The following is a 21,745-nucleotide window of genomic DNA, read 5'->3' as shown; positions in this document are numbered from 1 at the left end:
TTTTACGGGTGATTAGCAGATGTATAAAATGATGAAGCTCGTTGATACGGTCCGTATCCCTCCTACCCTTTTAGGGAAAGAGGTGACGCAAACTGTTAAAAATGCATTAAGAGATAAACTTGAGGGACAGGTTGACAAAAAACTTGGTTCCCTCGTCGCGATTTGCAAAATAGTTGAGATAGGGGAAGGGCATATCCTCGTAGGAGACGGGGCAGTATATTATGATGTTACATTCGAAGCAATAATGTTCGTACCTGAGCTCCAGGAGATTATTGAGGGCGAAGTTGTTGAAGCTGTTGGTTTCGGAGTTTTTGTAGGGATAGGACCAATGGACGGCTTGCTTCACGTCAGCCAGATTACGGATGATTTTATTTCATACGACGCCAAGAACGCAAGGCTTGTGACAAAGAACGGAGGCAAAGCCATTGCTGAAGGTGACCATGTAAGAGCCAGGGTTGTCGCTGTAAGTATCAACGAGAGGGAACCTAAAGAAAGCAAAATAGGCCTTACCATGCGTCAGACTGCTCTTGGAAAGCTACAGTGGCTCGAAGAAGCCCGTAAAAAGAAGCAGTCTCATGAAGTTGCTCCTGAAGGAGCTGCCTGAAAAGGAAGAGGATTTGTATGGCAGAAAAAGTATGTCGACACTGCATGAGAGTTCTGGAAGGACAAAACTGCCCTATCTGTGGAACTTCGGACCTTGCAGAGGAATGGAGTGGGCTTGTAATTATCCTGGATGCTGAACGCTCAGAAATAGCAAAAAAGCTTGGGGTTGACATTCCGGATAAATTTGCTCTGAAGGTGCGCTGATTTGAGTGTTCATATTGAGCTTCCGAGAGAACTTCGTCCACTGATGAAAAAACCCCTGGGTATGCTTTACAGGGGCAAGGGCAGGGATACCATAGAGAAGTTTGCAGGAGAGCTTGGAAGCCCCACAAAACTTATATCCGTAGGGGATGTTACTACCTTCCACCTGCTTGAGGTCGGGATTATTCCGGATATCTGTATTGTGGACAACCGCACTAAAAGGAAACCGGTTTCCAGTCATGTATCCGCCCGAAATATGGATAAAGTTTATGACGAAGTATCTGTGGACAACCCTGCAGGAATTATTACCGATGAGTTGATAAAAACCCTTTGTGAAGCGTTTGCTTCCGACAAACCTCTCAGGATCTTTGTAAGGGGAGAAGAGGATCTGGCAACCCTTCCTGTAATTCTTCTTGCCCCTCTGGACTCTGTGGTTCTGTACGGACAGCCCGATGAGGGTGTGGTCTTTGTGAAGGTCACTGAGGAGAAAAAAGGGGAAATAAGGACTCTCTTTGAGAAACTCATCAGCAAAAATCAGAATTACGAATTGGATAAGCTACGGAGAATTTTAGATGGACATAAGAATTCTTAAGGACAAGAAAAATGCACTTTTAAATCGAAGGGAACTGGATTTCATTGTGAAATATGAAGGTTCGACTCCTTCCAGAAATGACATCAGGAATAAACTCGCTGCGATGCTGAATGCCCCTCTTGAACTGCTGATAGTCCAGAGAATCAAAACCGAATACGGACTGCAGGAAGGCAAGGGCTATGCCAAACTCTACGAAAATGCCGACCGCATGAAGGAAGTAGAACTGGAATACGTCCTGAAGAGAAACGCTGCCCCAGGAACGGAAACTGAGGGAGAAGAGGCTTAAGCGAGGTGCATATAAATGGCAGTAAAAGATTACTATAAAGTCCAGGGCGACTCCGTAACCAGAATCAAACAGTTCTGTCCCAGATGCGGGCCAGGTACATTCCTCGCCGACCACAAGAACCGTCTCGCCTGCGGAAAGTGTGGTTATACCGAATTCAAGAAGTAATCCACTTAAATAATAGACAAAACTCTTTTTCAACTAGAGCCGCAGGATATACCTGCGGTTCCTTTCACTCCCGAGTTCCGCTTCCCGAGTCCCGTCTCGGGAGGACGGTGCCCTTTTCGCTACCCGAATTTCGCTTCGCTCAAGAGAGCTGAATTATGGACAAGATAAGTTGTTTTTCAACTTACTCAAGCAGGCTGATTTACCAACAATCTTTTTTCAAAAGGGTTTATCGAAAACAGGTCAACGTTTGGATTTAAGGACCTTATTCCCAAACCCTATCCGGCGTGATAAACCGGCGCAACGGTTGCGCTCAAGAGGGCTGAATTACAATGAAGATATTTAGCTAAGCCAAGAGGGCTAATTTTCCATTGAATATCTTTTTATTATAAACTGTCCAGGCTTAACTGCTCAGGCTTGAGTTTAAGAGAGCCGGCAAATTATTGAAAATCAATTCAGTAACTATCTTCTGCGCCCATATTTATAATAAGCCTCTTATATATTTATATAAATTTGAATTAACTATAATTTACTCAAAGATCTCCGGGGGCCCATGAATTCTCTTTATGCCAGAGCCTGGTACAGTAAAGCCCTTGCTCTTTTGAACCTGAAGAACCAGATCGGGTCAGAGAAAAACTTTGAGAAGGCACTTGAAGCTTTCGATGCCGTGCTTGAGGTAAATCCTGAGGATAGCATCGCTTGGCAGTACAGGGGAAATATACTCCGTTACTTGGACCGCCCGGAAGAAGCTCTGCAGGCTTTTGGAAAGGCACTTTATTTTGATCCTGAAAATATTCCTTCCCGATATCTCAAAGGACTTACCTTCGGATACCTGAACATGCCAGAACAGGCGCTTGAGGCTTTTAACGGCGTTCTTGGGAGAGATGAAAAGCACATCGGTGCCCTGTACTATAGCGGGCTTGCTTTAAAACAGCTCTCACGAGATGGAGAAGCTCTTGAGGCTTTTACCAGAGCCGCCGAGTTTAATCCCGAAAACCTGAAGGCCTGGTACTATAGAGGAACAACCCTGTCTGCGCTTGGGAGAAATGAAGAGGCACTTGAGGCTTATGAAAAAACTCTGAAGCTGGAACCTTCACATTCAGGGGCATTAGAAGGCGAGGCAAAAGCATACCTTGTACTGGGCAGAAGGAGAGAAGCTTTGAGAACCTGTGAAAAGGCTCTGGAACTAGAACCTTCGTCCTCTGCGGCCTGGGAAATCCAGGGCAGGATTCTCGAAGGCATGGGAAGTAAAGAGGAAGCTCTTTCCGCTTTCGAAAAAAGCCTTATCCTTGAGCCAGGAAACGCAAAAAACAGGCTCGAAAGGGGCAGGCTTCTCGGACAGCTGGGAAGGCCCTTGGAAGCTCTTGACGTTTTTGAAAATGCGCTTGAGCTGGATAACTCTCTTATAGAGGCAAAAACCGGCAAAGGAAAAGCCCTGCTGGCACTTGGAAGATACCAGGAGTCTCTTGAAGCTTTCAGGAAAGTACTTGAAGATGAGCCTTCGAATCCAGAGGGATGGAGAGGAGTAGGTAATTACTTTCTCGCCACTCGGAGGCCTTACGAAGCTTTACAGGCTTATGAAAAGGCCCTCTCCTCCGGAACTGAGAATTGCAGCATTTTGAGCGGCCTTGGAGAGGTATATTATCAACTTGGGAATTATTCAAAAGCTCTTGAGAGCTTTGAGGAGGTTCTTAGGCTTGATTCCGAAAACCTTTTTGCATGGAACGGAAAGGGAAATACGCTTTGTAAACTTGGAAGATACAGAGAAGCTCTTGAAGCTTATGAGACGCTCCTCGAACTTGACTATGATAGTCTGCCTGCCCGATATAACCGAGGAGTCACTCTCTCCCGGCTCAAACATCAGGAAAACGATTTTGAGAAGGTTCTTGAAAGTCAGCTCCAGGCAGCTTTTAATAAATATTTGGAATTGTCTGGGGAGCTTCCTGAAAGAGAAACTGGAGATGAAAGCTGGAAATACCGGGGATTTGCTTTTGCTGAGCTTGGAGAGTATGGTGAAGCTCTTAAAGCCTTTGACAATGCCACGAAAAAGGAATCTGAAAACTCTTTTCCCTGGATTTACAAAGGAATTACTCTTCTCTGCCTGAAAAAATATGAAGAAGCCTTGAAAACTCTTGAAAATATCGAAGGGGCTCTTTATGCAGCCTCAGGAGCAGAGAAATCAATAAAAAATGAGGAACACGAGGGATCTGGGGTTTTTATCTCTGATAATCAAAATTTCCGGCAGGAAATTCTCTGGAATGCTAAAGGGCTTGCTTTGGATGCCCTTGGCAGGCATCAGGATGCTTTAAAAGCTTTTGAAAGCGCCAGGGAACTTTCCAAAGCTGAGGATATTGCATGTTCCGGAAAAGGCCTGGTTTTTGCGCACTGTGGAGAATGGAGAAAAGCCCTGAAAATATTTGATAGAATTCTTACCCTCTACCCTCAAAACACCCAGGCCTCAGTCATGAAAGCTTTTGCCCTCATAAGGTTGCAGGAGTTTGAGAAAGCCATTTCAGTCCTTGAAGCGCTAACAACAGACGAGATTAGCTCAGATTTGCCTTCCTGCCTGCTGGGTTTTGCCTGTTTCAGGCTGGAAGATTTCGAAAGAGCTCTCAAGGCATACAGGAAAGCAATCGATATAAATCCAAAAAATTCTCACGCAAGAAACGGGCTCGCAGAGCTTTACTTCAGGCTCGGAAACAGTAGGGGTGCATTAAAAGAGCTCGAATCCTCGATTTCAGAAGCTCCTGAGAATGCATTCTCAAGAAACCTGAAAGGTCGGGTAGAACTTCAAGAGCAGGCCTGTGAGGAAGCACTTGAGTCTTTCAGGCGAGCTCTTGCCATGGATTCGGAAGACCAGAGACTGTTGCTCTGGGATGTGTACGCGAGGTATATGTATGCAGAAGCATCTTTTGAGGAAAATAGTGCACGTTTCAGGCATATGCTCCTTGCAGCTGCAGGAAAACTTGAAAAAGCAGCCATCCGGCAAAGGTTCGAAGATAATGAACTGAAAGCTTATGCCCTTTATTTTCTGGGGCTTTTTTACTGCCGGGCGCGCTACTTCCGAAAAGCCGCCGATAGACTTGATGAATGCCTGAGACTGGACCCCCCAGCCGAAGTTAAAAAGCTTGCAGCATTGTCCCTGAAAAATCTCCGTACAGGCCCTCTGAAACCTATCTGGTGGGAATGGTGGCTTGATGCAAGGACAAACCGCTTGCTTAAAAAGCTGAGTTTTGGGTTCATTTTCCTTTTTATATTCAGTCTTCTGTTGTCCCATCCGGCAGCGCTATCCCTTCCAGTTATCTCCTGGCCTGCGTTCTATATAAATCACCTTTTTTCTCTCACAGGGAATATTTCATGGCCGATTTACGGCACAGAGTACATGGTCTTTATCATGTTTTTGGTTTTTATTCTGCTTCTGCCCGGTTTCAGGCAAAGCAGGCCGGACGAAGAAGATCTTGAGCCTCTTCCTCCTCCATACCCTGATCTCGATATTCCTGAATCTATACTTGAGGACTTTGGTGAAAAGCTTGAGATAAGCTTGTTCTCTCCCGAACTCATGGAAGAAAGTGTGCGAAAGCTCGAAAATTTTTAAAGTTTTGGAAAAAATACAATTTTGAGAGTAACTGTTCAGCCTATCAAAACATGTCTGTTGATGCTGATTATAGTAAAAACGAGGAATCCGAGAAATAACCTATGAAAAAAGATTAAATGTAATCAATCGCCAACAGCTTAAGGAAATAAATTTACAGAAATTAATCTATTGAATTTTAATAACTATGGCTATTGATTCTGTTTTATATAGGCTGAATATTTACTTTTGATATTTCAGTTAATAAGTAAAAAATAATTACTCAGTTAAAATGTAGCCAAGCCAAAAAGAGTAATATCAAGCTTGAATGCGATTTTCAACAACAGATATTTCTAAACTCTATAATTCTACTTCAACACTTCGGAAATGAACGTAAGTTATCCATTTCATTTTTCTATAACACGGAAAGACACGGAAATTTCTGTCCCGTGAATTAGTCCGCTTGAGTGAGCGAAGCGAGTGAAACGGACCGCGTACTCCCGAGGCGCAATTCGGGATGCAAACGTATATAAGTTTTCTCCTGTATTATCGAAGGCAGTGACAGCAAAAAGGACTGGAAGGAGACCGTAAGCCTTGAAAAACACGTTCATCCTTGGAATCGAGGGCACTGCCTGGAACCTGAGTGCCGCAATCGTGACCGAGACCGAAATTATTGCCGAGGTCACAGAGACCTACAAACCCAAAACTGGAGGGATTCACCCCAGGGAAGCAGCCCAGCATCATGCAAAGTATGCAGCCAGCGTTATAAAGAGGCTTCTTGCAGAAGCAAAAGAAAAGGGAGTAAACCCTTCAGAAATTGATGGAATAGCTTTCTCCCAGGGGCCTGGGCTTGGGCCTTGCCTGAGAACGGTTGCAACGGCAGCCAGAATGCTTTCCATATCCCTGGGCGCTCCTCTGATAGGGGTCAATCACTGCATTGCCCATATAGAAATCGGGATCTGGAGAACGCCTGCAACGGACCCTGTCGTTCTTTACGTAAGCGGGGCCAATTCTCAGGTTATTTCCTATATGGGAGGAAGGTACAGAGTCTTTGGGGAAACCCTGGATATAGGGCTTGGAAATGCCCTTGATAAGTTTGCGCGGGGGGCTGGCCTGCCGCATCCTGGAGGGCCAAAGATCGAGGCCTATGCAAAGAACGCAAAAAGGTATATTCATCTTCCTTATGTGATAAAAGGTATGGACCTTTCCTTTTCCGGGCTTTCCACGGCAGCCAGTGAAGCCTTGAAAAAAGCTTCTATTGAAGATGTCTGCTATTCTTATCAGGAAACGGCTTTTGCAATGGTTGTTGAGGTTGCAGAGCGAGCTCTTGCTCACACCGGAAAAAAAGAAGTCTTGCTGGCAGGAGGAGTTGGGGCAAACACAAGACTCCGAGAAATGTTAAACGATATGTGCGAAGCCAGAGGCGCGAAATTCTATGTGCCCGAAAAACGCTTTATGGGAGATAACGGGACAATGATCGCATACACCGGGCTTCTTATGTATAAATCCGGAAACACCCTTTCCCTTGAAGATTCTCGCGTAAACCCGAGTTATCGGACTGATGATGTAAAAGTGACTTGGATCAGGGAAAAAGAGATGAAAAAGATCCCTGAAATCCTTCCCGGAACTTCACTTCAAATTGGAGAAACGCTGGACAACGGGGCCGAAGCTGTTGTTTACCTCGAAGACGGGCCTGAAGGAAAGAAAGTGCTTATTAAGGAAAGAGTTCCGAAAGCTTACAGGCATAAAGAAATTGATGAAAGGATCAGGGCCGAGAGAAACCGGACAGAAGCCCGCCTGATGTCTGAAGCCCGACGCAGTGGGGTTTCTACGCCAATTATCTATGACGTGGAAGATTTCAAGCTCAAGATGCAGTATATTGATGGCATTCCCATAAAATACCTGATTACTCCTGAGATTTCCGAAAAAGTGGGAGAGCTTGTAGGAAAACTCCATAGTGCAGGTATAATTCATGGCGATCTGACAACCTCAAACCTACTGCTTGCAAGCGAAAGGCTTTATCTCCTTGATTTCGGGCTTGCGTATTTCGACAAGGGCCTTGAGGCCAGAGGGGTTGATGTCCATGTACTTTTCCAGACCTTTGAGAGTACTCACCGCAACCACCAGGCCCTTATAGAAGCTTTCAACAGAGGGTACCAGCGTACTTTTATAGATTCAGAGGATGTACTCAAGCGCGTTGAAGAAATTAAAAAGAGGGCTCGTTATGCATAAGCTCGTATTTGTTACAGGAAACAAAGGCAAGTTTGCCGAGGTAAGGGACATCCTCAGGACTTTCGGAATTGAAGTAATCCAGGATAAAAACGGCTATCCCGAACTTCAGGAAGACGATCTTGAGCCCATTGCAGCCTATGGAGCGCAATATGTTGCTAACAGACTGAACATGCCTGCAATGGTAGACGATTCCGGAATTTTCATAAAAGCTTTAAACGGCTTTCCAGGTCCTTACTCTCGTTTTATAGAGGACACACTCGGAAACCCGAAAGTGCTTAAGCTCATGGAAGGGGAAACCAACAGGACAGCGTATTTTAAGACCGTTATCGGATATTGCGAGCCCGGAAAAGAACCTCTGGTTTTTCCAGGTATAGTTGAAGGGAAAATAGCATATGAAGAAAGAGGCACAGGCGGTTTTGGGTATGACCCTATTTTCGAATACCAGGGAATAACCTTCGGGGAACTTGGGGACGTCGAGAAAAATAAAGTTTCCCACCGGCGCAGGGCCATTGACAGTTTCCTGGAATGGTATAAGGGTAAACTTGAAAAAATCTGACAGCAAAATTTGATATCAAGACTTCAAAGTAAGAATGTACAAAAAACTTGACATTAAGGCTTGACATTAAGGCTTGACAGCAAGTCTGACAGTATGAATTAATAAACCGCAGCCGCAGAAAAACTGCCTAAAAAGGATTGTTTATATCAATCCTTCCCTTTTTTCCCATACTTTTCTTCATTCTTTTAGTTTATTTTTAAGTAGACCAAGAGCTATATCGAGCTGGTTCAGACCTAGTTTCAGAGCGATAGTAATAATCTCATTATTCGAAAGATTACCAAATTCTCGTTTGATTGCAAATAAATCCATAATACACTGCTGGTCCAGAACGAGCGGTCCATCAAGTAGATCTTTTGAGGTTGAGGCAGGCAGTTCTTTTGAAATCGAGCCCAGCTTTTGGCCTTTAAACTCAACTTTCCTTGCTACTTCGATTCCACTTTCCGGTTTTTCAGCGCCTCCTGCAGCCTCAGATGCTTCTGACTTTTCCCCATAAAGGCATTCCATTTGCTGGAGACAGTGAGTCAGACAAACACTCTTTATAAATTCTTCAACTTCCATGCCACTGATGCTCGCGTACTTCTTTATTTCGGCAAGCTGTTCTTCAGAAAAAGGCACATAGAGCACGTTTTCGTTACATTCTTCTTCTATCCCAAACCCTCCGTGTATTTTTCATTATCTTTTGATATTATGTAATTTTATCCTTTGGCGATTTATTCTTTTCTTCTTTATTGTTTATGTTTTAATTTGTTCTTTATCCTTCAAGTTTTCTTTTACTTTGTTATTCTCACAGCTTTTCTGTTAATCGAGGACTGTCTGCTAATCCAATATGTGCGATTTAACTCTACTTTTGTGAAAAATTGTATGTTAATCAAAGATGATCTATTAATCAAAGATGCTGTTATCAAGGATTATCTGTTATGAAGGCAAATAAAATTTTTTAGTGTATGCCACATGTTAACTCTTTGATGAGATATCTTGACTCAGACCCAAGGCTGCAGATACTCTCTTACTAAAACTCGTTGTATATCTCGGGCTGCTTGCGGCAGTGCTTATTCTGGTAGCTCAGGCCTGGCATACGGTGAGTCCTGTTCTTGAAGATGCGGAAATTAAATCCCAGGCCGAGGCTGCTTCCCTATCGATCCGTTCAATTCAGGAAAGGTATGCCCGAGATTCTGCTGAGAGTCACAGTCCTGAGGAAACAATGTGTACCCTCAAATTTTCCTTTCTTGCTTCAGTCAGGTATATTAGCTTCGGAGTAGAACCCTGATCCTGAATGCAATGGGCAACTGAGCGACTTAGAATGGACTCTTGAAAATAATACAATTATCTACCAGTATAATAATGGAGTTAAAAAGAGATTATTTCTTGAAAGAAAGCCGGTACACTTTATAAAAGGCGGGCAGGATTCAGAAAGAATATGGATGCCTTCAGGGAGCCAGGAAAACTCTCTGACACCGTTATCTCTTGAAAAAACGGGAGTCGTAATCGAATACCGGTTTCAGGAGAGTTCCTGCCTGAGCTGGTCACACAGAGCGGGATAAGGTACACGATGTCTCATTTTTGAAGGATGCCTGGAAATTCAGAAACAAAAAAATCAAAAGTGTGAAATCAAGAGTAAGAAATCAATAAGGCTCTTGCAGGAGCACCGTCACAACCTTCAATTTTGAGGGGAAGGCAGAGGAAGAAATATATTCCTGCTTCTATGGAGCTGAATTCAAGGCATTCTACTACGTTCAAATTACCTGAAAGAAGGATATGATGAGCAGGTAGGGTTTCTGAATCGATGTCATCCACGGAAAAACCATCAATCCCGATCGTCTTGAAGCCTTTTTCGACAATCCAGGCTGCTCCACTTTCGTCAAGGTATGCGGAGCTAGGTTTTTCCTTCCCAGGTTCCATGTCTTGAGAACCGGACTCTGCGCCTGAGAAACTGAACTCACCTGTCTTTCCTTGTTTTCGGAAAAAAGCTTCTGTCTTCAGAAGGAGAATCTGGATATTTTCAGGAGCTCCCATGTTCCGGAAGGCCTTTTCAAGAATGCCAGCAGTCAGTTCGCCTGATAGTGATGAAAAATCGAGAATAAGGGCCGCGCCCATGAGGTTTTTGAGTTCCAGTTTGTCAACAGTAAGGCCGTTTTTCAGGACATGAGAAGGAGCATCGACATGAGTGCCTGTATGGCTTCCAAAACTTAACTTTGAGACAGTACATCCTTCTTCTTCAAGAGTACAGACCCTTTCAATTGCAGGTGTCGGGTCTCCGGGAAAAGTCTGTGTAAGAGGGGAAATTGGGGTTGTAATATCTATAATTTTTCCATGAACTTTTAGCTTTTCCACCTCAGCCTGAGTTTCTTCCAAGTTAGTAGGAATCCCTTTCAAGTTAATCGGAGTCTTTCCCATATTAACACCTTTAAATCTTATTCCATATAGATAATGGATCTGTTCGTGCACTCATCTATGCATTTCATACAAAGGGTGCATTTTATGGGGTCAATTTTCGCAAGTTCATTTTCCTCATAAATTGCGCCCACAGGACAAACATCTTTGCATTTTCCGCATCTTTTACAGCCGAAAACCACGACGTATCCATTTTGTTCTGACATCAGTGAACCTTTAGCACCCTATGATATATCAGTTTCTGAGAAACGCACCCTCTTTATAAAGGTGTCTCCATATTGAAGTATAAAGACCCAAAACAAGCCTTATATATAAAAAACGAATATGCAGGTTGAAATATGGAAACGTTCACTGAAGACGAAACCGGCTCCTTTTACAGTTATCTTTCTGAAGGGTGTAGACTCTGCCAAGAGGGGGCCAAAATGGTACTTTTTGTAACAGGTCTGTGCTCTAAGAGCTGTTTTTACTGTCCGCTTTCTGATGAAAGGCGAGGAAAAGACCTTGTTTTTGCGAATGAAAGACCTATAACCAGTGATGAAGATTTACTGAAAGAAGCTGAGCTTATGAATGCTCTAGGAACAGGAATTACAGGCGGAGAGCCCTTGCTGAAAACCGAAAGAGTCCTGCACTATATCCGAATGCTCAAGGCTTCTTTCGGAAAAAGGCACCACATCCATCTCTATACTTCCCTGGCCCCTAACAGGGAGATCCTTGAAAAGCTCGCAGACGCAGGCCTTGATGAAATCCGTTTACATCCGCCGCAGAAATGCTGGATAGATCTTAAAAACAGTCAATACGCAGATGCTCTGCAAAATGCAAAAGAGCTCGGAATCGAATCCGGAATTGAGATTCCTGCCCTTGAAGGAGCAGAAAAAGTTGCAGCTTTTGCGGAAGAAATGGGAGTTTTCCTTAACCTGAATGAACTGGAGTTTTCCGATAATAACTCCGAAGCCCTCCTGAAAAATGGCTTTTGCCTTGAATCCGACACGTCCAGTGCGGCTGCCGGATCCTGTAAATTTGGCAGGATCGCCTTCGCGAAATGTAAAAAGGCCCACTTTTGTTCCTCAATTTATAAGGACGCAGTCCAGCTCCGCAAAAGATTTCAGCGGATCGCAAAGAATACTGCAAGAGAGTTTGACGAAATCACGGAAGACGGCACTCTGGTATATGGGGCAATTGAAGGGGGAGACCAGGAGCTTGCAGGAAAAACTTTGCAGGGCATGGAAATCCCATCTGAATTGTTTGAAATAAAAAACGGGAAGATCGAGATCGCCTGGTGGGTACTTGATGAATTAAAAGAAGGCATCAAAGAAGAATTAGAACCTTCCGGATCAAGGCTTGTTATTATTGAAAGGTACCCATTCGAGGATGGAATGCTTGTCGAGCTAATTCCTCTTTAAGGAGGATTCGGGGCGAAAAAGCGGGCAAGTAAAATTCTTTCCTGAATCGTGGCGTCTTTGAAGTAACTAACTCCTACAAAAAGATCTTTGTGCGAAGAAATATTTCCCGGATTTGCAATCTTAAAAAATATTAAGTAGTTTGGGGGCCAACTCTTCTCTAACTTTAAAACTGTCTATCTCTTTAGAGAATTACAAGTGTTTTCTTATGCCCTACCCGATCGTACATGTGTTATTCTTTGTATTCTGTATCAGTGCAGTAGCAGTCTATGCTGCTGCAAGATCGCTTTTTCGAGGGGAACTCTCTCTTAAAGGTTCAACGCATTTACTATTTCTGCTGTTCGTGGGCAGTATCTGTTCCTTATTCCCGGATATTATGATCATTCACAGCCTGCTCGTAAACGGTACTATGGAGCATTGCTGGGCCGGCCCGATTCCAACCCATTCGCTTTTATTTAGTCTTCCCGCAGTCCTGTTCGGGATCGTTGCAGGATATGCTAAATACAGGGAGTCTGGCAAGGCAATGTATCTCGGAATTCTTGCAGAGGCTGCTTTTGCTTCGCACCTGTTGCTCGATGACATTAGTGAAGGCGGCTGCGAGTACCTTTATCCTTTATACGAGAACAATATCAGTGTATTTTCAATGATGGACATAGGTTTTCGGGGAACCGGAATCTTTGATTACCTGATGGCATCTTTTGTATCGGTCTTTTTCGTTTGTTTCATAATAATGATGGCACTCTTTGCCCTGAGTAAGTACGGTTTTGAGCTAAACTACAAAGCCGAAAAATAAAACAGTAAAGGTATTTAAAGCTAAACTGTATAGTCAAAAAATAGAACAGTAAAGGTGTTTAAATTAGGTTTTAAGTTCACCTACACCTTCAAGTTTTTTAACAACCCTTGCAGGATAGCCCAGAGCAAGACTATTTGGAGAAATATCACGGGTAACTACGGATCCGATACCTATTATTGAGTTTTCCCCAATTTCGACACCCTGCGTGATTATACATCCCGAATTCACAAGAGCTCCGCGTCCGATTTTTATGGGATCCGTAGTTCTCGGATATGCCTGTCTTGTAGTCAAACTCCCTCTCGAATGTGCAGATAGTATGCACCGATCGCCGATTTCAGCATAATCCCCTACCGTAATTAATTCAGGGTGAATCCTATCAAAAATCACGTCATAGCCGACATATACATTCTCTCCGAGATTTACACCCCGCATCCTGTGTAATTTAGCTCTCCAGGAAGGAACGGGAGCGCTTGAGGCAAGCCGCTCCAAAATCCAGTTTTTTAAATATTTAATGCCAAACAGAAGTTTATTAGTGTGGTAATGATCCGCAATTTCGCAAAAGGTTACCTGATCTCTATTAGACACTACAGTAGTCATGCTAATACCCCCATTTCCCTATCAAATTATCTTATACTGCTTTTTTATCTATACTATTTTCTTTTCAAGTTATTTTGTACTTTTTCTCTCTCAAGTCGTTTTGTAATATTTTTCTCTCAGATTTTTTATACTTATTTTTTCCATTGAAATTTTATAATATATATAAATTTCTACAGTTAATTATTAATTAATTTTGATAATGATAATTTGCTGAATACAGTAATTTCCTGGATGCTTGGTAAACAGACCTCCAGACAACTCTTCTGTTAATTACAACTTCCCATTAACTTTTACTTCTGGTTACAAGCTTCATAAGCAGTGATTTTTTTATTTCCACCGCATCGTTAGGACAAAGTTCGCGGCAGCAATAACAGTGAATGCATTTTTCCTCGTTAATTTTAAGTGTCCTGTCTATTTCCTCAATGGCATGTGCCGAACAGTTCGAAACGCAGGCTCTGCAAAGTGCACAACTTGAAGTGTTAATAATGGGCCTTATAGCTAACTGCTTTCTAAGAATTCTCATGAGGAAGGCTGGTATGTAAGCCGTGATTCCGCCGTCGGGGCTTTTGAACTTGACCTTTACTTTTTCCAGAGGCATTCCTACAATCTCAGGATGTTCGGTCCCGAATCCTCTTTCGAGTGCGGCTCTATTTGTAGGGACCTTTGAAGGGTCGATTCCTATAAGTTCAGAGGCTACAATATCCAGGGCTACACAGTCATAACTTGCCATAATCACGCCGGCAAAAACAGGTGTACCATTGGACGGGCCATTTCCTTCCATTCCTATTACACCGTCCATAACTGCAAGTTGGGGTTTAACAACAGAATATATATCGACAACTGCCTCCCCGAAACGGCGGCGGTCTTCCAGAAAATGAGCTTGCTTTCGGGTTTTCTGAGGTACAGTGCCGAAGAAATTTTTGACTGCTCCTGTATACAGTGTGAGTTCATGGGTCTTGAGCTTTGGGAGCGAGATTACTACATCTGCCTCGAGTACCGCTTTTGAGATGTACAGATGAGAAAACTGCCTTGAGCCTGGAACATCAACCTCAACAAAGCTTGAGGTCTCAAAATTGATGAGTTCAACCCCATGAGCGGAAGCAACACCCTCAATGCCAGACACTTTAAGCGCCTGCGAAGTTGTAGTTGATCCAGGTTTCACGATGCCGGATCCGTCTCCTATAATTGGGATGCCTCCCGCTTCGGAGATCAGTTCGCACATAGCGGATACTACTGCCGGATGGGTTGTAACAGCATCCTCTGGCGGTCGGATAGAAAGTACGTTGGGTTTGAGAAGTACGCGGCTGCCAGGAGCTATAATCTTCTCAAGCCCACCTATCAGGCTCAATGCTTCTTTTATCGCTTCTTTAGCATTCGAGTAATCCTGGCATTGAACAATTGAGACCCTGGTGTTCATATTCACACATTTGAGTTAGTGATTAAGTTTATTTTTTCACAACGATATTATGTGAAAGCACTCTGCCAGAAAGGCTTCTAGCAGTTTACAGGCAGGTATTTGCTGGAGGCAAAGCCCTGGATCAGTTTTTAGACGGCATAACTTTGTCTACAGCCATCTTCACATTTATTTATTGATGTAGCAAATCGGCGGCGTGGCTCGCACATATTCCGTCGTATCTCTTACTCTATTGATATGTTTCTGGGTTTTTTCTATTGTCTCTCTGGAAAGTCCAGTGCTCTTTTCAATTACCTGTAGAGGTAACTGATATTCCTGGGCATACAGTATCTGGTCCATGATCTGAATCGGCATGCGCCAGTAAAATTCCTCGTCAGTTGTGTAGTGGCTCCATGTATCAGCACTTGGAGGGCGCTTTATAATCTCTTCATTGACATTGAGCAATTTTCCAAGAGCATAGATCTGGACTTTATAGCAGTCCGCCAAAGGCTCAAGATCTACGCCTCCGTCCCCATATTTGACAAACTGGCCAAGGACCAGTTCTGTCTTGTTAGTAGTACCGCAAACTGCGTAATTCATCTTTTCAGCATACATATATTGAACGAGCATTCTGGATCTTTGCTTGACACCCTGTAATCCTATTAATTCGAGATAATCATTCGCCTTCAACCTGTACTTTCCAACCGTCTTCCCATCTTTTACCAGCCGAATATAAGGAACATTTAATAATCCTTGATTAAGGAAATCAGGCAGCACCAACGAGGTCTTATATATAGTCGGATCATACTCCGGACAGGTTCTCTTTATAATCTGTTCCTTCTGATCATAGATATTAAGTGATCTCAGGATGGGAGAAATGGGAACTTCCTCATATGATACACCTAAGTTTTCACAGATTTCTGCTCCCAGGGTCTTGCTTGAAGGAGCCGATTCTTCTTCAGGAAGAAGAAGTCCATATACGTTTTCTTTTCCGAGTTCCTGTACGCACAGAGTAAGGGCTACGGCTGAGTCGATCCCTCCCGAAACTCCTATAACCACTCCCTTTTTCTTAAAACCCTTTACCTGATCTTTAATAAAACATCTAAGTTTTAAAGCGATTTCTCCAATGTTTCCATTGAGTTTTTCTAATATATTCATGCTCAGTTTTTCTGCAACCTGCATAATATTACCCCCTAAAATTATTATACTGTTACATTTAGATTGTTATATTTTAACTGTTATTTTTTAACTTGTTACATTTAGACTCTTAATCTCAGAATCAAACTTTAACAACTATTTTTTGTGAGCTTTTTATTTTCAGTTTGAGCTTCCTTGCAGCTTCTTCTATCAATGGCTGTGACAGTTCCTGGTTAATTTTCTCAAGTCCTTCTTCCCTTGGCATTTCCCCGCTTCGGACAAGCCCCGCTACGTCAAAGGCATATGGATGAAACCCGTACTTTTCCAGGTGATTGTAACAGGCAAAGGAATTCAATGTACAGTTGGTTGAATTGCTGTCATTGATTCCCGGAGGTTCCCACCCGATTTCCAGCAAGGTTTCAAGCACTTTATCTTCACTGTAATCCCACAGGCACAGAGGATGCAGAATACTCGGAACGTTCTCACCTATGTTCTCAAGAACTTCTTTTTTCAGGAGGAAGATTTCGTCCTTATCTTCGATGCCTATTTTCTGAAGTTGTTTCTCAAATAAGTTTCTGGACCACTGGATAAAATTGACTGATAGGTTGATTATTGGATTAGGAGACTGTCCGGCTGTAAAAGCAAATACAACGAAGGGTGCTTTTTGAACAATGGCCTGTTCTATCAGCTTCTGTTTAATGATAGTGATGCAAACGTTGCATATGTCACTGGCTCGATATTTGGCGAATTTCGGAAACGCATCATATGACTCTGCAGCTTTTTGAAATGTGTCATACAGAATTTCCTTTTCCATTGTCAACTGGAAATAATCGCATCCTGTGATCTTGCACATTTTTTTTGCATTCATTATTGCGTTTTCGGAAGTGAACCCATTATCGAACTGCACAGCCAGTATCTTAAGGAAAGGGTAATCTTTTTTGAGTTTGTAGAGCGTGTAAGACGAATCTTTCCCACCGGAAAGTGCATAAATTACATCGTAGTTACCTTTTCCCCCGTACTGTTTAAAAAGTTCTTCAATTCTGGTTAGATACTCCTTTTTTTCCTTTGAACTAAGGGGAGTATACGTCTCACAGAAGTGGCAGAGGCCAGTGTCCTTATTAATTTGTATACCTGGAATCTCGGAATCCAGAACGCACTTTTTACATACTAGCTTTGACATGTTGGTATTCCTCTATGATGGATCTATTGGATATTTTCCCATTCTCGCTTAAAGGAAGGTGGTCAATGAATAGTATTTCTCTTGGACACAGGTAGCCTGGCAGACTTTTTCGGCAGAATGCAAACAGTTTTTCAATTTCTGTCCCTGTTGCAGGCATGACCATCAGGCTAATTGCAGTTCCCATAAGTTCATGGTGCACAGGTACGACAAAAACCTTAGATACTTCGTTATTTTCTTCTATACTTCTCTCAATTTCTCTTGGGTTAACGCGATGATCACCGATTTTTATAAGATCATCCTTGCGTCCCAGCAGTCTGATATATCCATTGGGTAATTTCTGTGCGAGATCACCAGTATACAGCCACCCGTTTATAATTTTCTTTTCAGTGGCGATTTCATCGTCCAGATAACCCAGCATAATGTTGTCTCCTGTAGCAACCAGTTCACCCGTGATATTAGGTTTTGCTGGCTTGTACTCTGAATCAAAGACATCCAGTATAACCCCTGAAATTGCTTTTCCTATAGTATCAACGAACTCATCCACGTCTTCTGCTGGCAGGTAGGCAAGCCTTGCCGTAGCTTCAGTCTGCCCATACATCGGTAGAATCTCCAGGCTCGGAACTAACCCCCTTATATCTTTTACAATAGCCTGATCCATTCCCCCACCTGCCGATGCAGCAGTTCTAACACTTGAGAAGGCCTTTTTGAATCTATCCGGATATCGAAGGAGTATACGGTAGGTACTGGGTACCCCATAGAATATGGATACGTCTGACCCTATAAGGTTGAAAGCGGAGTCTATGAAATTCATATTTCCAATCCTGACAGAGCCGCCAGCTACCAGATGGGAGTTAATTATGGAATTCCCAAAAGCGTGATGTGGGGATATCACCAGTGCTCCTTTATCTCTTGAGGTTATCCTGAGTACTTTTATTATTGACTCTGCGTTTGCTGCCAAATTTCTGTCACTTAACATGACCCCTTTTGGGGTGCCTGTCGTGCCTGAAGTGTAAAGAACCAGCCGTAGTTCCGGATTATTCTTTTCGGTTTCAATCTTCTTGTGCAAAATCTTTCCAAAATCACTGCTGGAAATAATTATTACAGTTCCAAAACGTTCAAAAAAGTCTTCTCCAAATTTTGAGTACTGTGTATCAGTTGCGATTATATTATTTACATGGGCAGCATTAAGGATTTTTTCAATACTGAATTTAGGAAATTCTATTGGTAGAGGAATTGCGATATTAGCAGATCGATATACTGCCATGAGCACTTTAACATATAGCATGCCTGACTCTGCGAGTATTGCAAATCGGCAGTGGTTAAAATCCATTAAAGATGAAGCAATAGCATTTATGTCATCGTCAAGGCAGCTATAGGAAATTGAACTTTTTCCTTCTTCCAGGGAAATGCTTTGAGGAGTTTTCTTGGCGTACTCAGTGATATACGCATCAATTCGCATACCTTTTCACTTCGCCAGTTTGGTTATCATATTAGTAATTCCCTGCAACGAATCAAAGTTTTCAGGTGTCAGCATATCTTCAGGAATCTCTATAGAATATTTCTCACAGATATAGTCCATAAGTTCAAGCAAACCAATTGAATCTATAATGCCATTTTGAGTGAGAGAATCATTATCTTTCAAGCTGCTGTTATTGTCCATAAAAGAATTAGCCTTCAAGTAATCGACTATATCATTCTTTATTTGTTCCATGTATTATTACCCCCGACGTTTTCGTTCAGCGGACCAGCGATCATGAATAACGCATTTCTGCTCATAATGACGTGAGTCCCCAGTGATAATTACGTAATACAACTATATAAATAATTTGAACCACTTATTGGCTGACAAAAGCTCTGATATAGACAAAATTTGAGTAAAATCAATTGCGTGCGCTCAGATATACAAAGTAATATAATTTCCTTACCCAATAAAAATATATATTTAGTACATCCGCCAGACAATTGAGTATTAATATACACATAGATAAGCCCGAAAAAAGAGATAGAAAAGATACAGAATTTTAAACTTTATATCTCATCGAGAATCTTCAGTCCCAATTACAGTCTATTTTTTGAAGGCGATTTATATCGATGATATGTGAGTCCGAATGGGTTACAATAGAGAATATGTATTTGTTGTCTAAAACATAAGTTGAATAGTTAACGCTGCTGAGATCCAGTTCTTTATTGAAAATAAGATACATTTTTTTGTTTGAAAACTTGGAATAGGCTTCTTTTAAAGTCCACATTTTTAAAATATCGGCTTCATTTATAGTTTCGCCCGTGAGTGAAGTTTTGTTATGCAGGTTTTTAAGAGTACTTTTAAGAGTCAGCTTTCTAGCAAGTTCAATATCAATACCAACATCAACCTTTGAAATTGCAAGAGCTACAAGGTTTTCTGTATATGATATACAAATACATAGTTCATTGTGATTAAGGATGCAGACCTTCCCATATTCGTCTTTGTATGTGGATATTTCGGAGACGGATTGTTCATTAGCAACCTTGCATATTATGTGCTTTAAAACTGTTCTGGAAACAATGTACCTTTTCTTAAAATAACTTGTCTGCAACCTCTCGAGGTATTCCAGTTCTATCCTGTTGAGGTAACTTGCATTGAATGTGTCATAATTATCTAGGTCAACAAGAAGAATAAGAACATCTCTCTGTTGCCACAGGTAAGGGACATATTCAAGAGAAATGGGGAAAGGCAACTTTAAGTACTCATTGCACATGCAATCCACTTACATATTTTATGTTTAGTATATAAATTCGATGTTCTTTATTTATTGGAAATTCGCTGAACAAGGGTTCAAAGGCCGGATCGAGAAATATTCCTGCCTTTTCTGGGAAACGCTTCCAGAGTTACAGATATCTGGCCCAGCTGTGGAATTTTCACTTCCTATGTAATATATCTTTGTAGTTTATGCTCAGATCTATGAGCTAAATCTTGTATTAATTATTCGTCTTTTTAACATACTTTACAATTCTCAAACTTATTTAAGTATCGAGATCGGAGGATTTTAATTCACGAAAAGAGGGGATTATTTACCGACGCTTACAGTGTGCTGAAACCCTGCGTTGATATTAAATTTATACTTTATATAAATAATTCAAAAAAGCAATCCTAAAATATATAAACGATAAGGATATAGGGTATTCGTTTCTTAGCGCCTCTACTCAGAGGTTACATACTTTTTATAACTAAAAGAATAGTGAGCAGTATAATGCTAAATCAATATAATTCAATCATTAACTGAGGTGTCCGAAACTGCAAACTGCGGAAGAAAGGGTAAGAGCGAGATTGATTAAGTATCTCGGCAGGGATGAAAACGGGATACGCAAGGTTGTGCTCAATCTCTTCCTGACCGGAGACAAGTTCACCACCGGTGAAGTTTACGATTACCTGGATAAAGGAAATTTTGAGGTAAGCTACCGGGGAGTCTCGGCTATGGTCGGGCTTATGAATACAAGGCTCGGTATCTTGAGCATAAATGTCACCGGGGATCACAACGTCTATTCCCTTAAAGAGAGTTATAAAAATATTGTTGGCTCCGTGCTTGAAAACTACTGAGCCATTTTTATTGCTATCTGTTTTTAGGTAATGATTTTTAAATTGAGCCTATCCCAAAAGCCATTTAATTCTTAATCATCAAGAATTTTCAGGATTGTTATCATGATCAGAAACTTGATTATAGTCTTCAACGCAACTTATTACACGTATTAACACTTATCTATTCATATGGTGGGGAAAGAACACATTCCTATTGATCGAAACATAACTCTTGATGAGATTAACGTTTTAATCAGACATGAAAACAATTCAAGAGTTCTTAAAAGGCTCTATTTTGTTAAATTCAGGTTTTTAGGAGATTCTGTAGAAGAAGCTGCTACTAAAGTTGGAGTGACTAAGAAAACAGGATATTACTGGCAAGAGGATTNNAATACCAAATTTTGGTGGAGGAAGAAAATCCAAGCTTACCAATAATCAGATAAAAGAATTAAGAATTTTGTTGGAAAGGAAGGATTACTGGACTACAAGAGAGGTTTTGGAGCTAGTAAAGGAAAAATATGATGTAGAGTATTCACAAAAGCAAATAGGAGTTATACTGCGTAGTTTTAGTATGCATCATTCAAAACCATATACTCTTGACTACAGAAGGCCTGAAAACGCTGAGGATATTTTAAAAAAAGTTAATAGAAGCAATTCCAGCATATATTGGTCCAGATGACCAATATATCATAGGTTTTCTGGATGAATCTTCGCCACAAACAAAAGCAAATACGCAACGATTATGGTCATTTAAAAAGCCTTTAATGATTAAAAATACAGATTATATAAAGGCAAATGCATTTGCCTTTTATTCTCTCAATGGTAGAAATCTCATCGATTTTATGGAAAGTTCAAAAGCAGAAAATGTATGTGAATTCCTGGTGAAAATTGTAGAACAGAATCCAAATGCAAAAATAATTCTTATTCTGGATAATTCAAGGTCACATCACGCTGATAAAACGGTGAGGAAAGCAAAAGAATTAAAAATAACACTTGTGTTTCTTCCTCCTTATTCACCAGATCTAAATCCTGTAGAATTTGTATGGAAAACGATAAAAAGAGAAATATCTGTCAGATTTATTCAATCTAAAGAACATCTAA

At 41.6% G+C, this 21,745-nt stretch carries 22 protein-coding genes and 1 pseudogene; 13 read left to right on the top strand and 10 right to left on the bottom strand.

Going from position 1 to position 21,745, the window contains the following annotated elements:
• Nucleotides 1-19: 19 nt before the first annotated feature.
• The 8 genes from BP621_RS04625 (at nt 20) to BP621_RS04590 (ending at nt 8,203) form a co-directional block, all read left to right on the top strand.
• Entirely contained in the window at nt 20-604 is a 585-nt protein-coding gene (locus tag BP621_RS04625; RefSeq protein WP_292388211.1) for a DNA-directed RNA polymerase, read from the top strand.
• Between the two features lie 17 nt (nt 605-621).
• Nucleotides 622-807 (top strand): transcription elongation factor subunit Spt4, encoded by a 186-nt coding sequence (spt4, locus tag BP621_RS04620; RefSeq protein WP_292373386.1) that lies wholly within the window; start codon nt 622-624, stop codon nt 805-807.
• A gap of 1 nt (nt 808) precedes the next feature.
• On the top strand, nt 809-1,396 hold the full coding sequence (locus BP621_RS04615) for a GTP-dependent dephospho-CoA kinase family protein (RefSeq protein ID WP_292388210.1): 588 nt from the start codon (nt 809-811) through the stop codon (nt 1,394-1,396).
• Nucleotides 1,377-1,682 carry a 30S ribosomal protein S24e gene (locus BP621_RS04610; protein ID WP_292388209.1) on the top strand — a complete coding sequence of 102 codons (306 nt, stop codon included), beginning with the start codon at nt 1,377-1,379 and terminating at the stop codon, nt 1,680-1,682. The genes BP621_RS04615 and BP621_RS04610 overlap by 20 nt, the downstream gene beginning before the upstream one ends.
• Before the next feature lie 15 nt (nt 1,683-1,697).
• Nucleotides 1,698-1,847 carry a 30S ribosomal protein S27ae gene (locus BP621_RS04605; RefSeq protein WP_048109017.1) on the top strand — a complete coding sequence of 50 codons (150 nt, stop codon included), beginning with the start codon at nt 1,698-1,700 and terminating at the stop codon, nt 1,845-1,847.
• 550 nt (nt 1,848-2,397) lie between these two features.
• Nucleotides 2,398-5,439 (top strand): tetratricopeptide repeat protein, encoded by a 3,042-nt coding sequence (locus BP621_RS04600; protein WP_292388208.1) that lies wholly within the window; start codon nt 2,398-2,400, stop codon nt 5,437-5,439.
• Between the two features lie 570 nt (nt 5,440-6,009).
• Complete coding sequence (locus tag BP621_RS04595) at nt 6,010-7,647, top strand: bifunctional N(6)-L-threonylcarbamoyladenine synthase/serine/threonine protein kinase (protein ID WP_292388207.1); 1,638 nt, start codon at nt 6,010-6,012, stop codon at nt 7,645-7,647.
• Entirely contained in the window at nt 7,640-8,203 is a 564-nt protein-coding gene (locus BP621_RS04590) for an XTP/dITP diphosphatase (protein WP_292388206.1), read from the top strand. The genes BP621_RS04595 and BP621_RS04590 overlap by 8 nt, the downstream gene beginning before the upstream one ends.
• 177 nt (nt 8,204-8,380) lie before the next feature.
• On the opposite strand, the gene BP621_RS04585 is transcribed toward BP621_RS04590, so the two are convergent.
• Nucleotides 8,381-8,818: a hypothetical protein gene (locus BP621_RS04585; protein ID WP_292388205.1), complete on the bottom strand. Its 438-nt coding sequence runs from the start codon at nt 8,816-8,818 to the stop codon at nt 8,381-8,383.
• Nucleotides 8,819-9,248: 430 nt separating this feature from the next.
• Here BP621_RS04585 and BP621_RS04580 point away from each other — a divergent pair, with 430 nt between their 5' ends.
• Nucleotides 9,249-9,470, top strand: coding sequence for a hypothetical protein (locus BP621_RS04580; protein ID WP_292388204.1), 222 nt, complete (start codon nt 9,249-9,251; stop codon nt 9,468-9,470).
• Nucleotides 9,471-9,811: 341 nt separating this feature from the next.
• Here the strand turns inward: BP621_RS04580 and BP621_RS04575 are convergent, their stop codons facing one another.
• Together BP621_RS04575 and BP621_RS04570 are read right to left on the bottom strand one after the other, a co-directional pair.
• Nucleotides 9,812-10,597: a cyclase family protein gene (locus tag BP621_RS04575; RefSeq protein WP_292388203.1), complete on the bottom strand. Its 786-nt coding sequence runs from the start codon at nt 10,595-10,597 to the stop codon at nt 9,812-9,814.
• A 17-nt stretch (nt 10,598-10,614) separates the two neighbouring features.
• Nucleotides 10,615-10,800: a 4Fe-4S binding protein gene (locus BP621_RS04570; protein WP_292388202.1), complete on the bottom strand. Its 186-nt coding sequence runs from the start codon at nt 10,798-10,800 to the stop codon at nt 10,615-10,617.
• A gap of 132 nt (nt 10,801-10,932) precedes the next feature.
• Here BP621_RS04570 and BP621_RS04565 point away from each other — a divergent pair, with 132 nt between their 5' ends.
• On the top strand, nt 10,933-11,994 hold the full coding sequence (locus tag BP621_RS04565) for a radical SAM protein (RefSeq protein ID WP_292388201.1): 1,062 nt from the start codon (nt 10,933-10,935) through the stop codon (nt 11,992-11,994).
• 205 nt (nt 11,995-12,199) lie between these two features.
• A complete protein-coding gene (locus tag BP621_RS04560) occupies nt 12,200-12,784 on the top strand; it encodes a metal-dependent hydrolase (RefSeq protein ID WP_292388200.1) in 585 nt (194 codons plus the stop codon).
• A 63-nt stretch (nt 12,785-12,847) separates the two neighbouring features.
• On the opposite strand, the gene BP621_RS04555 is transcribed toward BP621_RS04560, so the two are convergent.
• From BP621_RS04555 to BP621_RS04525, 7 genes are all read right to left on the bottom strand, one after another.
• Nucleotides 12,848-13,381 (bottom strand): acyltransferase, encoded by a 534-nt coding sequence (locus BP621_RS04555; RefSeq protein ID WP_292388199.1) that lies wholly within the window; start codon nt 13,379-13,381, stop codon nt 12,848-12,850.
• Nucleotides 13,382-13,664: 283 nt separating this feature from the next.
• Nucleotides 13,665-14,798, bottom strand: a complete 1,134-nt coding sequence (locus BP621_RS04550; protein ID WP_292388198.1) for a DUF362 domain-containing protein — start codon at nt 14,796-14,798, stop codon at nt 13,665-13,667.
• A gap of 165 nt (nt 14,799-14,963) precedes the next feature.
• Complete coding sequence (nadE, locus tag BP621_RS04545) at nt 14,964-15,956, bottom strand: NAD(+) synthase (protein ID WP_292388197.1); 993 nt, start codon at nt 15,954-15,956, stop codon at nt 14,964-14,966.
• A gap of 97 nt (nt 15,957-16,053) precedes the next feature.
• The gene (locus BP621_RS04540; protein ID WP_292388196.1) at nt 16,054-17,091 is read right to left on the bottom strand and encodes a hypothetical protein; all 1,038 of its coding nucleotides are present in this window, start codon (nt 17,089-17,091) and stop codon (nt 16,054-16,056) included.
• Entirely contained in the window at nt 17,072-18,550 is a 1,479-nt protein-coding gene (locus tag BP621_RS04535) for a class I adenylate-forming enzyme family protein (RefSeq protein ID WP_292388195.1), read from the bottom strand. The genes BP621_RS04540 and BP621_RS04535 overlap by 20 nt, the downstream gene beginning before the upstream one ends.
• A gap of 6 nt (nt 18,551-18,556) precedes the next feature.
• Nucleotides 18,557-18,802, bottom strand: a complete 246-nt coding sequence (locus BP621_RS04530) for an acyl carrier protein (protein ID WP_292388194.1) — start codon at nt 18,800-18,802, stop codon at nt 18,557-18,559.
• A gap of 337 nt (nt 18,803-19,139) precedes the next feature.
• Nucleotides 19,140-19,805 carry a 4'-phosphopantetheinyl transferase family protein gene (locus tag BP621_RS04525; protein WP_292388192.1) on the bottom strand — a complete coding sequence of 222 codons (666 nt, stop codon included), beginning with the start codon at nt 19,803-19,805 and terminating at the stop codon, nt 19,140-19,142.
• Between the two features lie 590 nt (nt 19,806-20,395).
• On the opposite strand from BP621_RS04525, the gene BP621_RS04520 reads away from it, so the two are divergent.
• Nucleotides 20,396-20,665: a DUF2551 domain-containing protein gene (locus tag BP621_RS04520; protein ID WP_048109002.1), complete on the top strand. Its 270-nt coding sequence runs from the start codon at nt 20,396-20,398 to the stop codon at nt 20,663-20,665.
• A gap of 168 nt (nt 20,666-20,833) precedes the next feature.
• Nucleotides 20,834-21,745 (top strand): annotated as a pseudogene (locus tag BP621_RS04515) (IS630 family transposase); the annotation flags it as partial.

Origin of the sequence: Methanosarcina sp. UBA5, from assembly GCF_002505485.1 — an archaeon.
In the GTDB taxonomy this organism is placed as follows: domain Archaea; phylum Halobacteriota; class Methanosarcinia; order Methanosarcinales; family Methanosarcinaceae; genus Methanosarcina.
Note: the sequence above shows the minus strand (reverse complement) of the source record. Positions and strands in the feature narration are given on the sequence as shown.

Excerpts from the sequence above, each read along its gene's own strand:
- BP621_RS04625 (WP_292388211.1), top strand. The coding sequence starts at position 20 with ATGTATAAAATGATGAAGCTCGTTGATACGGTCCGTATCCCTCCTACC.
- spt4 (WP_292373386.1), top strand. The coding sequence starts at position 622 with ATGGCAGAAAAAGTATGTCGACACTGCATGAGAGTTCTGGAAGGACAA.
- BP621_RS04610 (WP_292388209.1), top strand. The coding sequence starts at position 1,377 with ATGGACATAAGAATTCTTAAGGACAAGAAAAATGCACTTTTAAATCGA.
- BP621_RS04605 (WP_048109017.1), top strand. The coding sequence starts at position 1,698 with ATGGCAGTAAAAGATTACTATAAAGTCCAGGGCGACTCCGTAACCAGA.
- BP621_RS04600 (WP_292388208.1), top strand. The coding sequence starts at position 2,398 with ATGAATTCTCTTTATGCCAGAGCCTGGTACAGTAAAGCCCTTGCTCTT.
- BP621_RS04590 (WP_292388206.1), top strand. The coding sequence starts at position 7,640 with ATGCATAAGCTCGTATTTGTTACAGGAAACAAAGGCAAGTTTGCCGAG.
- BP621_RS04575 (WP_292388203.1), bottom strand. The coding sequence starts at position 10,597 with ATGGGAAAGACTCCGATTAACTTGAAAGGGATTCCTACTAACTTGGAA.
- BP621_RS04570 (WP_292388202.1), bottom strand. The coding sequence starts at position 10,800 with ATGTCAGAACAAAATGGATACGTCGTGGTTTTCGGCTGTAAAAGATGC.
- BP621_RS04565 (WP_292388201.1), top strand. The coding sequence starts at position 10,933 with ATGGAAACGTTCACTGAAGACGAAACCGGCTCCTTTTACAGTTATCTT.
- BP621_RS04560 (WP_292388200.1), top strand. The coding sequence starts at position 12,200 with ATGCCCTACCCGATCGTACATGTGTTATTCTTTGTATTCTGTATCAGT.
- BP621_RS04555 (WP_292388199.1), bottom strand. The coding sequence starts at position 13,381 with ATGACTACTGTAGTGTCTAATAGAGATCAGGTAACCTTTTGCGAAATT.
- BP621_RS04550 (WP_292388198.1), bottom strand. The coding sequence starts at position 14,798 with ATGAACACCAGGGTCTCAATTGTTCAATGCCAGGATTACTCGAATGCT.
- nadE (WP_292388197.1), bottom strand. The coding sequence starts at position 15,956 with ATGCAGGTTGCAGAAAAACTGAGCATGAATATATTAGAAAAACTCAAT.
- BP621_RS04540 (WP_292388196.1), bottom strand. The coding sequence starts at position 17,091 with ATGTCAAAGCTAGTATGTAAAAAGTGCGTTCTGGATTCCGAGATTCCA.
- BP621_RS04535 (WP_292388195.1), bottom strand. The coding sequence starts at position 18,550 with ATGCGAATTGATGCGTATATCACTGAGTACGCCAAGAAAACTCCTCAA.
- BP621_RS04530 (WP_292388194.1), bottom strand. The coding sequence starts at position 18,802 with ATGGAACAAATAAAGAATGATATAGTCGATTACTTGAAGGCTAATTCT.